General features: G+C 64.2%; 9 protein-coding genes. 1 reads left to right on the top strand and 8 read right to left on the bottom strand.

What is annotated here, in order from left to right:
• Positions 1–640, bottom strand: a 640-nt coding sequence (locus FAZ21_RS11455) for a TolC family protein (protein ID WP_211243441.1), incomplete at its 3' end; no start/stop codon positions are given.
• A 55-nt stretch (positions 641–695) separates the two neighbouring features.
• Positions 696–1,058 (bottom strand): DUF2946 family protein, encoded by a 363-nt coding sequence (locus FAZ21_RS11450; protein WP_136773582.1) that lies wholly within the window; start codon positions 1,056–1,058, stop codon positions 696–698.
• A 281-nt stretch (positions 1,059–1,339) separates the two neighbouring features.
• Here FAZ21_RS11450 and FAZ21_RS11445 point away from each other — a divergent pair, with 281 nt between their 5' ends.
• Positions 1,340–3,088: an ATP-binding protein gene (locus FAZ21_RS11445; RefSeq protein WP_136773581.1), complete on the top strand. Its 1,749-nt coding sequence runs from the start codon at positions 1,340–1,342 to the stop codon at positions 3,086–3,088.
• A 6-nt stretch (positions 3,089–3,094) separates the two neighbouring features.
• Here the strand turns inward: FAZ21_RS11445 and FAZ21_RS11440 are convergent, their stop codons facing one another.
• The 6 genes from FAZ21_RS11440 to lplT all read right to left on the bottom strand — a co-directional run bounded on the left by FAZ21_RS11440 (position 3,095) and on the right by lplT (position 12,261).
• On the bottom strand, positions 3,095–3,976 hold the full coding sequence (locus FAZ21_RS11440; RefSeq protein ID WP_136773580.1) for an AraC family transcriptional regulator: 882 nt from the start codon (positions 3,974–3,976) through the stop codon (positions 3,095–3,097).
• A 99-nt stretch (positions 3,977–4,075) separates the two neighbouring features.
• Positions 4,076–4,969, bottom strand: coding sequence for a helix-turn-helix domain-containing protein (locus FAZ21_RS11435; protein WP_136773579.1), 894 nt, complete (start codon positions 4,967–4,969; stop codon positions 4,076–4,078).
• 300 nt (positions 4,970–5,269) lie between these two features.
• Positions 5,270–6,406, bottom strand: a complete 1,137-nt coding sequence (locus tag FAZ21_RS11430; protein WP_169307373.1) for a porin — start codon at positions 6,404–6,406, stop codon at positions 5,270–5,272.
• 317 nt (positions 6,407–6,723) lie between these two features.
• On the bottom strand, positions 6,724–9,816 hold the full coding sequence (locus FAZ21_RS11425) for an efflux RND transporter permease subunit (protein WP_136773577.1): 3,093 nt from the start codon (positions 9,814–9,816) through the stop codon (positions 6,724–6,726).
• The gene (locus FAZ21_RS11420) at positions 9,813–10,964 is read right to left on the bottom strand and encodes an efflux RND transporter periplasmic adaptor subunit (RefSeq protein ID WP_136773576.1); all 1,152 of its coding nucleotides are present in this window, start codon (positions 10,962–10,964) and stop codon (positions 9,813–9,815) included. Before FAZ21_RS11420 ends, FAZ21_RS11425 begins: the two co-directional genes overlap by 4 nt.
• The gene (gene lplT, locus FAZ21_RS11415; RefSeq protein WP_136773575.1) at positions 10,957–12,261 is read right to left on the bottom strand and encodes a lysophospholipid transporter LplT; all 1,305 of its coding nucleotides are present in this window, start codon (positions 12,259–12,261) and stop codon (positions 10,957–10,959) included. Before lplT ends, FAZ21_RS11420 begins: the two co-directional genes overlap by 8 nt.
• Between the last annotated feature and the right edge of the window lie 92 nt (positions 12,262–12,353).

The raw sequence follows: 12,353 nt of genomic DNA, 5'->3' as shown, positions 1-12,353 counted from the left end.
CTGGCAACGTGGCCAGGCCGGTGGTGCGCACGGGCGTGCCGGGCGGCAGGCCCAGCCGCTCGGCCAGCGCATCCTGTGCGTCGGCGTGTTGCGCCTGAGCCTCGGCGAGAGCGTCCTCCGCCCGGGCCGCGTCCCGCAGCATGGCGTTGGCGGCCAGTTGCGACAGATTGCCCGCGGCTTGCTGTGCCTCGGCCAGTTGTCGTGCCGCACCAGCGGCTTCGACGAGCGACTGCCGATAGGCGACGGCGTTTTCGGCATTGGCCAGTGCCAGCCAGGCCGCATTGATCTGCGCCGCGGCGTCGATCAGGCGTTGCTCGAAGCTGGCCGATTCGCCGAGGCTGGCAGCGCCGAGCACATCGCGGCGCAAGGCCAGCGGTTCGGGCAGGCGGGCCAACGCATCGCGCAGCGCGTCCGGGGCGATGTCGTGTTCACGGTAGAGGGAGTAAAGCGCGGCGTCACCCACCAGCCCGCGACGCAGCGCGGCGTCCTGGGTCAGCGGTTGCGCCGCGATGGCGGGGGCGTCGGCGAGGGTGCGCCCGGCAAAGCCGGGCGGCCAGACGGGGGCGGCCACGGCGGGCGTCAACGCCGCCGCAAGCAGCCACACGGCCAACCAAGGCCGTGCGAAAGGAACGGGATGCATGATTGATCTCCTGTGGACGAACGCAGGCATGCCGCCGGGGCGGCATGGGGGCGGTCTACACGGAGATCGGTGGCCGGAAGGGCGAGCCGGGGTCGGCCGAGGTCAGGCGTTGTGCCTGCGGCAACGGCGGCATGCCGGGCATGGGCGGGTGGGGGGGCGGCAAGGTGGCCAGCGGGGGGAAGCACGCGGCGCAGTGGCCGCAGTCGAAACAGGCGCCATGGCTGGATTGATGCTTGCCGCCAGACCCCTGCTCGGACGGGTGGCCGCGGGTGGCCGTGCCGTCATCGCAGTGTGCCGACATCTCCGTCTGTTGGGTCGGTGGCTCCGCGCTCCGCCACGGCATGGCGAACGCGGCCATGCCCTGGATGGGCAACAGCGCGATCAACAGCAGCAGGAACCAGCGACGACAGGCGAACATGGCGATTGGGAGCGGGCGCGGCGCAAAAAGTTGCAGGGTGGGCCGATGTTTACCGCAAAACACGCGGTGACGGAAACCCGCTCCGCCGGAAGGATGCACGGCGCCGGTGGCCGGGATCACCGCTGTGGCGGGCAAGGCCAGGCGCCAGGGTAGGGCGCGTTCCACCTACTGCCGTTGCGGGAACCCTCGCTATACTGGCGTCGTCGCGCTCTCGACCAGCGTGGAACAGTCCCGTCGCCGCTGCTGGCGGCGCCGGCAATCCTCTTCTAGGATGGCGGCCGATGAGCCTACACCAAGACCCGCAGGTCGTTCTCTATACCACGCGATTGCTCTACCGCAACGCCGCGCTGGGGCAGGCCGCGACCATCGTCAACGCCACGCTGCTGAGCTGCGCGCTCTGGTGGGCCCAGCCGCGTGTCGGCGTGCTGATCTGGTGGGCCGTGGTGGCGGTGATCGCCGGCTACCGCTTCGTGATCGCACAGCGCTTCACCCATCGCGGTGAAACCGTGTCGGATGCGCCCTACTGGCGGCGCCGCTACCTGATCGGCACCCTGTTCGCGGGGCTGTGGTGGGGCGGCGGCGGCTTCTATTTCATGTACGGTTCGCCCGAAGTGGTGCGCTACTTCGTCGCCTTCGTCTATTCGGGCATGGTGGCCGGCGCGGTGCCGATCCTGGCGCCGGTGCTGCCAGCGCTGGTCGGGTTCGCGCTGATGCTGGTGATGCCGATCGCCTTGCTGGCGCTTGCCGAGGGCAGCATGGTCGGCAACCTGTTCGGGATGATGTGCGTCCTGTTCCTGTACGCCGTGCTCAAGAGTGCCAGCTATTACAACGAAGTGCTGACCGAGACCATTGCGCTCGACGCCGACAAATCGCGCCTGCTGGCCGACCTGCGCCTGGCGAAGCAGCAAGCCGAGGAGGCCAGCCACGCCAAGGGCGAGTTCCTCGCCAATATCAGCCACGAAATCCGTACGCCCATGAACGGCATCCTGGGGATGGCGCAACTGCTGGCGCGGCACCAACTGGATGCGGAATCGCGCGAACAGGTGGAAGTGCTGCGCGGCTCGGCCGATGCCCTGCTGACGCTGGTGAATGATGTGCTCGACTTTTCCAAGATCGAGGCCGGGCGCTTCGAGCTGGACCCGGCGCCGTTCTCGACGACCGAGCTGATGCGCGACCTGCTGCGCATGTTTGCGCCGATGGCGCAGACGCGCGGCCTGACGTTCACCTCCACGCTGGCCGACGACGTACCGCCGCAACTGACCGGTGACGCCACGCGGCTCAAGCAGGTGTTCGTCAACCTGATCGGCAATGCGCTCAAGTTCACCGAGCACGGCGGCGTGGCGGCGCATGTGGCGACGGTGCGCCAGCGCGATGGCCGTTATCTGTTGCAGGCCGAGGTGCGCGATACCGGGATCGGCGTGCCCCGCCATCTGCGCGAGCACATTTTCGAAGCCTTCGCCCAGGGCAACAGCTCGATCACGCGCGAATTCGGCGGCACCGGGCTGGGGCTGTCCATCGTATCGCGCCTGGTCGCGCTGATGCAGGGGCGCATCTGGGTGGAGGACAACCCGGGGGGCGGCAGCGTGTTCCGCTTCTACGCCGAGCTGGAGCCCGCCGACACGCCGGTGGCGCCGACGCGCGCGCTCAAGGTGTTGCTGGCCGAGGACAATCCGATCAACCAACTGGTGGCGGAGCGTTTCCTGGCGCTGGGCGGACACAGCGTGACCAGCGTCGCCAATGGTCTGGAGGCGGTGCATGCCTGCGAGGCACAGTCGTTCGACGTGATCCTGATGGACTTGCAGATGCCCGAGCTGGGCGGCATCGAAGCCAGCCGGCTGATCCGCGTGCTGGAGGCCGGCAATGGCCGGCCGCGCCAGGCGATCGTGGTGCTGTCGGCCAATGCGCTGGAGGCCGATCGCGAAGCCTGCTTCCAGGCCGGCATCGACGACTTTCTGGAAAAACCACTCAAGCAGGACCGGCTGGATGCCTTGCTGGCACGGGTCGCCGCGCAGTGCGTGGCCACCGACTGAGCCGGATCAGCTCATCGCCAGCGGCAGGTACAGCGCAGTGCAGCACAGGTGTTCCCCCTGCCAGCCGTAGAGTTCGATCATCGGCCGGCGCGTGTCGAATACATGACGCGCCCGGTTGGGCCAGCTCGCCAGTACGCTGCGCCAGCTCAGGTAGGGCTCATGCGGCGCCAGCCGCCGCACCGCGTACCGGCCGCCGAACAGGCTGGCGCGGCCCATGGTGGGCGGAACCGCGTAATCGGAGGCTACCGGTACGCAGAGGTCATAGCAGGATTCCACCGGCCCGCGCAGGTGGAGAAAATCGTGGCGCGCTCCGTAGCACAGCGGTAGCGGCAAGGGCGAATCGCGCAAAGTCTGCTGGGCAGCGTCGTTGAGGCAATCGCCCCACAGGCCACGCAGGCGTCGGTAGACCACCGGCTGGGCCGGGACGATCTCGATGGAAAAACTCTGTGGATCGACGAGACGGACCTGTTCCGCGTCGTGTTCCAGCAGCGTGTGCCGCGCCGGCTGGTTTTGCGTGGCGGCATGCCAGGGTTGCTCGCCGACCCAGTGTTGCCACCCTCCGGCACGCCAGTCGCGCGCCGTCATGCCGAACTGCCTGCGAAAGCCCTTGGAGAATGAACTCGCGTACTGGAAGCCGCAGCGGGTGGATAGCTCCGATATCGAAATCCGCGCGTCGGACAGCAGCCGGTACGCCGCCGCATACAGCCGGCGCTTGCGCAGGAAGTCGAACGGCGCCTCGCCGATCTCGGCCTCGAAGGCACGGACGAAATGCCAGTTCGAATAGCAGGCCTGCGCGGCCATCTCATCCAGCGTGAGTTCATTGCTGTAGCGCTGGTGGATCAGATCGACGGCACGTTCGATGCGGATTGCACGATGGGAGCTGAACATGACGATGGGCTTTTGATCGTTTTATGCCTGCATGATGCTGCATATCGGTCGTTGTCCGCTATCGTCAATGCGCCCGGAGCGTGGCTCCCATTGCCGGGCTCAGACTGGCCTTAGCATGATGGGCAGATACTGGGCATCGCAGTGCAGGATGTCCCCGTGTTGGGTATAGCGATCCACCATCGATCTGCGGGGGTCGAAAACGAAGCGCCCCTGGCTGGGCCAGCTATGCAGAAGGCTGCGCCAGCTCAGGGAGGGGTCGCCGAGTTGCGGCCGGAATACCGCGTACAGGCCACCCAGCACTCGCCCGACACTGACAATCCCCGGGGGCTGGGTACCGGGTCTGACGGGGATGCATACGTCGTAGCAGGATTCGGTCGGGCCACGCAGGTGCAGCAGGTCCTGGCGCACACCCAGAAAGCAGGGGTGCGGCAAGGGTGCGATGCGCAATGCGCTCTGGATCGTATTGCGCAGTGCTTCGCCCCAGACGCCGCGAAACCGCTTGTAGGCCACCGGTTGCTCCGGGACGATCTCGATTTGCAGATGGCGTGGGTCGATCTGGTAGACGCGGTCGGCGTCGTACTCTTGTTGAGTGTTTGGCAGGGTGTCCTGACCGGCGGGGGGCGGTGCTTGCAATGGCTGAAGTGCAGCCCAATCACGCCAGCCTTCCGCACGCCATTCGCTTGGCGTCATGCCAAATTGGCGACGAAACCCTTTGGAGAACGAACTGGCACATTGGAAACCGGTCTGGATGGACAGGTCGGCCATCGAAAGGAGCGTGTCCGACAGCAGGCGATACCCCGCGGCATAGAGACGTCTTTTACGCAGGAAATCAAAAGGCGTCTCGTGGGTTTCTTCTTCGAAGGCGCGAAGAAAATGCCACCTCGAATAACAGGCACGAAAGGCCAATTCTTCCAGGGTGAGCGCTTCGCAATAGCGCTGGTTGATGATATCAACCGTGCTTTCAATGCGTACTGCGCGATGTGAATTGAGCATGTTCCGTCTTGGACGGTGCGTGGAACCTGCCTGCAAACCGTGCGTACAGGTCTGGCCGTGAAACCGGAGCCGAATACCGATTTATTCCTTCGGTATGAATCGCGTGCTCCTTTTGTTTCCCTCGGCCGTGCAGGAAGAAATCGCCAGCTAAATACATCACGAGCGCTTGTGGCGGCCCGTGTGTTTCTTGTTTCGCGGTCTGGGTCCAGGCCCGTGCTGCCTTTTACTTATCCATGGATGAAAGGGGCGGCGATGCCGCCGCCCCTTTCCTGGCATTGCTACGAACTATTGCTCGACCGCTTAGAAGCCAGTCCAGGTGCCAACCAGGATACGCATGTTGTTGTCGTCGATACCGTTCCAGCCATCAATTTGATAGGCGCCCGGGAACACGACACCGGCGTTGTCACCCATCATGTTGTAGCGAACTTGCAGGAAGGCAACAGAGTTCTTCGACAGGCTGTAGTCCCATTCGAAGGAAACTTGTTGAACATCGCTATCATCGATGTCGTTACCGTCGACTTCCATTTCAGTCCACAGCTGATAGCCCAGGTTCAGCGCATGCTTACCGAAGTTATAGCCACCACGGATCAGGAACTGATCGTTTTCAGACTTTCCGCCTGCAACCGATGCCGGAGCAACACCCCAGCCACCCCAAGTCACGTTCTTCCACTCATGGTGACGATATGCACCAGTGATGTTGAAATCACCAAATACATAACGAGCACCGATCATGTACGCAGTAGCCTCGGGCTGTTCATCAGCAACGTTGTAGTTGCCACCAACACCCCAAGCACCATTACGGCCAAAGTTCACAGCTTCGGAACCTGCGCTGTAACCATCGCCGTGCGAGATGCCGCCGTTGATCGAGAGGCCACCAACGCTGTAGTTAGCGGTGACTTCATAGGCTTGTGCATCGCCATCACCGGTACCCAGATCATACTGAGCAGCAAAGTTGAAGCCATTGAAGTCCGGCGAGAAATAGCTAATGCCGCGGGAATATTGAACATAGTGAGCACCAGCATCAGCCCACAGATTGCCTTGGCCCTTCCAGCCGTACGGCCAGTCTTGCATCAGGTAGAAGTTCGAGAATTGGTTACCGAAGCGAACCGAACCGAAGTCGCCCTTGTAACCAATCCAGGCTTCACGTTGACCCCAGCTGTCGTAGCGGTAGTCGGTAGCAACCTTTTGAGCCAGCTTCCATTCCAGGGTAGCGCCGCTGTCCAGCTTGTCGTTGCCGGAAACGTTCACGACAATCGCAATTTCTTCCAGAAAGCGACCACCAGCATCTTGCAGAGTGCCGTCAGCGGCACGGCCGTCGGATTGGTTGGTACGATAGAACAAGTCCATTTCGGCGGAGCCGCCGATCGTGACGTCGGCGAAGGCCGGAGCGGCGAAGCAGGCGGATACCGCGGCTGCAATAACGATGCGTTTGATCATTGGTGTTGTCCCTTGATGAGATAGGCGGGCCCGAATCGTTGGGCTGCGGCAGCAAGGTAACGCTACGTCCTGCGTTGTTTTCACCGGCGGTGGGTGCTTCCGCAATTGCGGACTAAATAGTGCACGCTTACGCAACCGTGGACTAATCATCGACGGGTGGGGTGTCGATTAAGCAACTTTTTTACAACGGTTGCCGAGAGGAATCTGGGTGGTGGGACGGCCTGATCGGCCAGGGGTGCGGCGCGAAAAGTCAAATGGAATGCGCCCCGCAGGGCGGGGCGCTGAGAGATGGCTGGCGCGAAATGGAGTGAATCCGGTCAGCGCGGCAGTTCGTCATGGAGCGCCAATGGCCGCTCTCTTTGCCATCTGGAAGAAAGATTGTCGAAAGTAATGTACAGCGCGGGCGTGATGTAGAGCGTGATCAACTGCGAGAAGATCAGCCCGCCCACCACGGCCACGCCCAGCGGCTGGCGCAGCTCGGCGCCGGCGCCGATGCCCAGTGCGATCGGCAGGGCGCCGGTGGCGGCGGCGAAGGTGGTCATCATGATCGGGCGGAAGCGCAGGTGGCACGCCTGGCGGATCGCTTCCCGTGGCGGCATGTGCCGGGTGCGCTGCGCTTCCAGTGCGAAGTCGATCATCATGATCGCGTTTTTCTTGACGATGCCCACCAGCAGCAGGATGCCCACCATTGCGATGAAGCTGAGTTCCAGGTTCACCAGCCGTAGCGAAAGCAATGCGCCGACGGCGGCCGATGGAATCCCGGCCAGGATCGTCACCGGGTGGATCCAGCTTTCGTACAGCATGCCCAGGATCAGGTAGATCACCGCCACCGCGATCAGGATCAGCCAGAGCTGGGTGCTCTGCGTGTTCTGGAATACCGCCGCTTCGCCGGCGAAGCCGCCGAAGATTGATTCCGGCATTGCGATGCGGGCCTTGGCGTCTTCCAGCGCGCGGGCTGCGTCCGAGAGGGAATGCCCCTGCGCCAGGTTGAACGAGATCGTCACCGCCGGTAACTGGGCCTGGTGGTTCACCGTGGTGTTCACCGGCTCGCGGGTGATGCGCACGATCGACGACAGCGGCACCAGCGAGCCTTCGCGGCTGCGCACGTAAACGCGGTCGATGTCCGATTCGTCGCGCCGATGCGCTTCGGATAGCTCCATGATCACCGGGTAGCTGTCCTGCGGCAGATACAGCGTGGAGACCTCGCGGCTGCCAAAGGCGGCATAGAGCGTGTCGCGGATGGTCTGCATGTCCACGCCCAGCAATTGGGCGCGGTCGGTGTCGATGACCATGCGTGCCTGAAGGCCGTTCTTCTTCACATCCGAGGTTACGTCCACCATGGTGGTGGATTTGCGCAGCTCGGCCAGCAGCTTGTCCGCCCAGTCGTACAGCCCTTCGGCGCGCACCGATTGCAGCGTGTACTGGTAGCTGGACGACGATTGCCGCCCGCCGACACTCAGGTTCTGCGTGGCGCGGTAATAGACTTGCACCCCGGGCACGTTGGCGGTGGCCTTGCGCAGGCTGTCGAGCACGGCTGGCATCGGCGCCCGGTCGCTGCGCGGCTTCAGGCTGATGAACATGCGGCCGGTATTGCCCGAGTCGCCAACGTTGGAGACCAGATAATCGACGTTGGGATTGGCCTCCACCCGGCGCGCGATTTCCTGCTGCGCCGCCAGCAGCGATGCATAGGCGACATCCTGCGGGCCTTCGACGGTGACCTGGATCTGGCCGATGTCCTCCTGCGGGAAAAAACCCTTGGGCGAGATCACGTAGAGCAGGGCGGTCAGGCCGAAGGTGGCGAGCGCCACCAGCAGCACGATGGCGCGGTGTTCCAGGCTCCAGTCCAGGCTGCGGCGGTAGCCGGCCAGCGTGCGCTCGAACAGTGCTTCGAAGAAACGGCTCCAGGCCGGTGGGCGCTTCTGCTCGGCTTCGTGATCGTGGCGGATGAAACGCGAGGCCAGCAGTGGCACCAGCGTCAGCGATACGGCGGCCGATACCAGGATGGCCAGCGATACCACGGCGGCGAATTCATGGAACAGCCGGCCGATCACGCCAGGCATGAAGAAAATGGGAATGAACACCGCCACCAGCGAGATCGAGATCGACACCACGGTGAAGCCCACTTCGCGCGCGCCGCGGATCGCGGCCTCGAAGGGTTTCATGCCTTCCTCGATGTGGCGCACGATGTTTTCCAGCACCACGATGGCATCGTCCACCACCAGCCCCACCGCCACCGTCAGCGCCATCAGCGAGATGTTGTCCAGGCTATAGCCCAGCCACAACATCAGGCCGAAGGTGGCCAGGATGGACAGCGGCACCGACACCGACGGAATCAGCGTGGCCGAGAGCCGCCGCAGGAACAGCAGGATCACCAGCACCACCAGCGCGATGGTCAGCAGCAGGGTCAGGTTCACATCGTGGATGGCCTCGCGCACCGACGCCGAGCGATCGTTCAGTTCGCGGATCTGGATCGAGCCGGGTAGCTGGGCCTTGAGGCGCGGCATCATGGCCCGGATGGCATCGACCACCGCCACGGTGTTGGCGCCCGGCTGGCGCTGCACGGCCAGCACGATGGAGCGCTCGCCATTCACCCAGCTACCGGTCTTGATGTTCTCGACGCTGTCGGACACCTTGGCCACGTCCGACAGGCGCACCGGCTGGCCGTTCTTCACCGCGACGATCAACGGGACGAAATCGGCGGCGCGCTTGAGCTGGTCGGTTTGCAGGATCAGCACCTGGCGCTTGCCTTCGAGCTGGCCGACCGGCGAGTTCGAGTTGGCGGACTTCAGCGCGCTGGACAGTTCGGGCAGCGTCAGGTCACGCGCTGCGAGGCGGTCGGGATCGACCTCGATCCGCACCGCGTATTTTTTCTGGCCGAACACATTCACCTGCGCCACGCCGGTGATGGTCGACAGGGCGGGGGCCACCAGGTTGTCGGAGTAATCGTTCAGCTCGCCCAGCGATAGCGAGGGCGACGCCAGCGAGATCAGCAGGATCGGCGCGTCGGCCGGGTTGACCTTGCGATACGACGGCGGGCTGGTCATATCGTCCGGCAGCGCGCGATTGGCGCGGTACAGCGCGGCCTGCACGTCCACTGCCGCCGCATCGATATCGCGGCTGGTGTCGAATTCCAGCGTGATCGAGGTGCGGCCCAGCGAACTGGACGAGGTAATGACGTTCAGCCCGGGAATGGTGGAGAACTGCTTCTCCAGCGGGGTTGCCACCGACGTGGCCATGGTTTCCGGGCTGGCGCCGGGCAGGTTGGCCCCAACGTTGATGGTGGGGGTGTCGTAGGTCGGCAATGCCGAGATCGGCAGTTTGAACCACGCGGCGACGCCGGCCACCACCACCGCCAGCCATACCAGGTAGGTGGCGACCGGGCGGCGGATGCAGACTTCGGAGATGTTCATGCGCCGGCCTCACTGGCGGCGGCGCTACGCGGGGTGGAGGCGGTGGCGTCGCGTGGCGCGGTGGCTGCGCGGGTGACGGTGACCTTGGTGCCCGGGCGCAGGTTCTGGCCGCCTTCGCTGATCACCTTGCTACCGGCGGGCAGGCCTTCGACCACCGCGCGTTCGTTGACGATGCGCTCGATGGTCACGGTCTGATCCTTGACCGTGTCGTCGGCTTGCACCACGTAGACGAAGCGGCGGTCCGGACCGTTGATCACGGCCTCGGCCGGGATCAGCACGGCGTTGCGCTGCACGCCGGCATCCACTTCCACCCGGGCGAACAGGCCGGGCCACAATTGATGGTCGGCGTTGGCGAACTCGGCTTTCAGCTTGATGGTGCCGGCGTTGCGATCGACCGTGTTGTCGATGAACACCACGCGGCCCGCTCGCTCGCCGCCGTCGGCCAGTCGTGCCCGCACCACCAGGTTGCCCTTGGCTTGCGTCGCCAGCAGCAGCGGCAGGTCGCGTTCGGGCGCGGTGAATTCGATCTGGATCGGGTCGAGCTGCACCAGGGTCAGCATCGGCTCCGCGCTGCCCGGCTGCACCAGGCTGCCGGGGTGGACCGCGATGGCGCCTGCGCGGCCGGCGAAAGGCGCGGTGATCCGGTTGTACGATACCTTGACGGTATTGGTATTGAGGTCCGAGCGCGCGGCGGCGAGATCGGCACGCAGGGAATCCACCTGGCTTTGCGCGGTATCGACCGCGCTGGGCGAGATGAAGCCGGATTTTGCCAGCTCCTGGTTGCGTCGCAGCGTCTGCTGCGCCAGCACCAGATCGGCTTCGGTCTTGCGGATGAGCGCCGCGCTGCGCTGGAGTACGGTTTCGTCCTCGCGCGAATCCAGCGTGAACAGCAACTGCCCGGCCTTTACGTTCTGGCCTTCGCTGATCTCCACGGTGCGGATGGTGCTCGATACCTTGGGCCGGATATCGACCTGGTTGATCGGTACCACATTGCCCTGGGCGGACAGTGTGACCGGCACGTCGCGTTGCTCGGCCTCGACCGCGGCCACCTTGGGCGGACCGGACTTGTTCGGTTCTTCCTTGGTCTTGGAACAGGCGGAAAGCAGCGCGACCAGGATGGTCGCCAGAATCATCTTGTTGTTAGTCATGCATGATGCCCGCGTTTATGCCCCGCCGATGGCGGCGGATGATCCAGATCATCGACACAGCCACGAACAGCCCGAAGCCGGCGATCAGCAGTGTCATCGGCGGCAGGCCGCTGGCCTGGAACTGCCGTACCACCGCCACTGGCGCATCGGCGGGAACCGGGCTGCTGATGAACCGCACCAGCAGCGCATGGATGCCCACCATCACCAGTATCCCCAGGTTCTCGTTGAAGTTCTGTACCGCGATCGAATGGCCGGCCCCCATCAACAGGTGGCCCCGGTGTTGCAACATGGCGTTGAGCGGTACGACGAAGAATCCAGCCAGCCCACCAACCAGGAACATCAGTAACGCGGCGATGGGCGTCTGGTTGACAAACAGCATGCAACAAACGAGCACCCCCATGGCCACGCCGGCCGGCAGCACGGTGAAGGCTCGCTTCAGGGGAATCCAGCGCCCGGCGATCAAGGCCCCGAACGCGGTGCCGAAAGCCACCACCGCTACCAGCCGCGTGGCCTGCTCCATGCTGAAATGCAGCCAGATCACCGCCCAGTTCAGCACCACCAGCCGCATGGTGGCGCCGGCTCCCCAGAACAGCGTGGTCACCGCCAGCGACAACTGGCCCTGCGGATCGCGCCACAGACGGGCAACGCAATGGCCGAACTCGCGCATCAGCGCCATCGGCCTCATGCGCAGCGGCTTGAGCTGGATATGCAGCTTGGGGATGTACAGATTCATCCACGCGGCGGCGAGATAGACCAGCAGGATCACCAGGATGGCGAACTGTGCGGGGGACAGCCATTCGGAACGCCCGAGCAGATCGCCCCAGCCGAGCAGCATGGTGGTGATGCGATCACCCACCAGCACGCCGCCCAGTACGGTGCCGAAGATGATGGCGGCAACCGTGGCGCCTTCCAGCCAGCCATTGGCGGCAACCAGTTTCTCGTGCGGCAGGTATTCGGTGATCAGCCCGTATTTGGCCGGGGAATAGGCGGCGGCGCCGAACCCCACCAGCGCATAGGCAAAAATCGGGGGCAGCCCCACCAGCATCGCCAGACAGCCCGCGATCTTGATGCCGTTGCAGATCATCATCGCCTGCCCCTTGTGCAGCGCGTCGGCGAAGGCGCCGGCGAAGGGGGCGAGCACCACGTAGGAAACCGTGAAACTCCACAACAACATCGACAGATGCCATTCGGGGGCGTGCAACTCCTTGAGCAGCGCCAGCGCGGCGATGAACAGGGCATTGTCGGCGAGCGCGGAAAGAAATTGCGCTCCCAGAATCAGGAAGAAACCGCGATCCATGCTCGCCTGTCTTAAGTTTTAGTCCGCTGGGTTATAACACGAATCCATCACTGTTTTTGGATGGCGGGAACCGGCTGATCCATATGGCAGTC

The sequence above is a fragment of the Chitiniphilus eburneus genome (assembly GCF_005048205.1).
In the GTDB taxonomy this organism is placed as follows: domain Bacteria; phylum Pseudomonadota; class Gammaproteobacteria; order Burkholderiales; family Chitinibacteraceae; genus Chitiniphilus; species Chitiniphilus eburneus.
The sequence above is the reverse complement of the archived record's forward strand: the minus strand, read 5'-3'. Positions and strand labels throughout refer to the sequence as shown.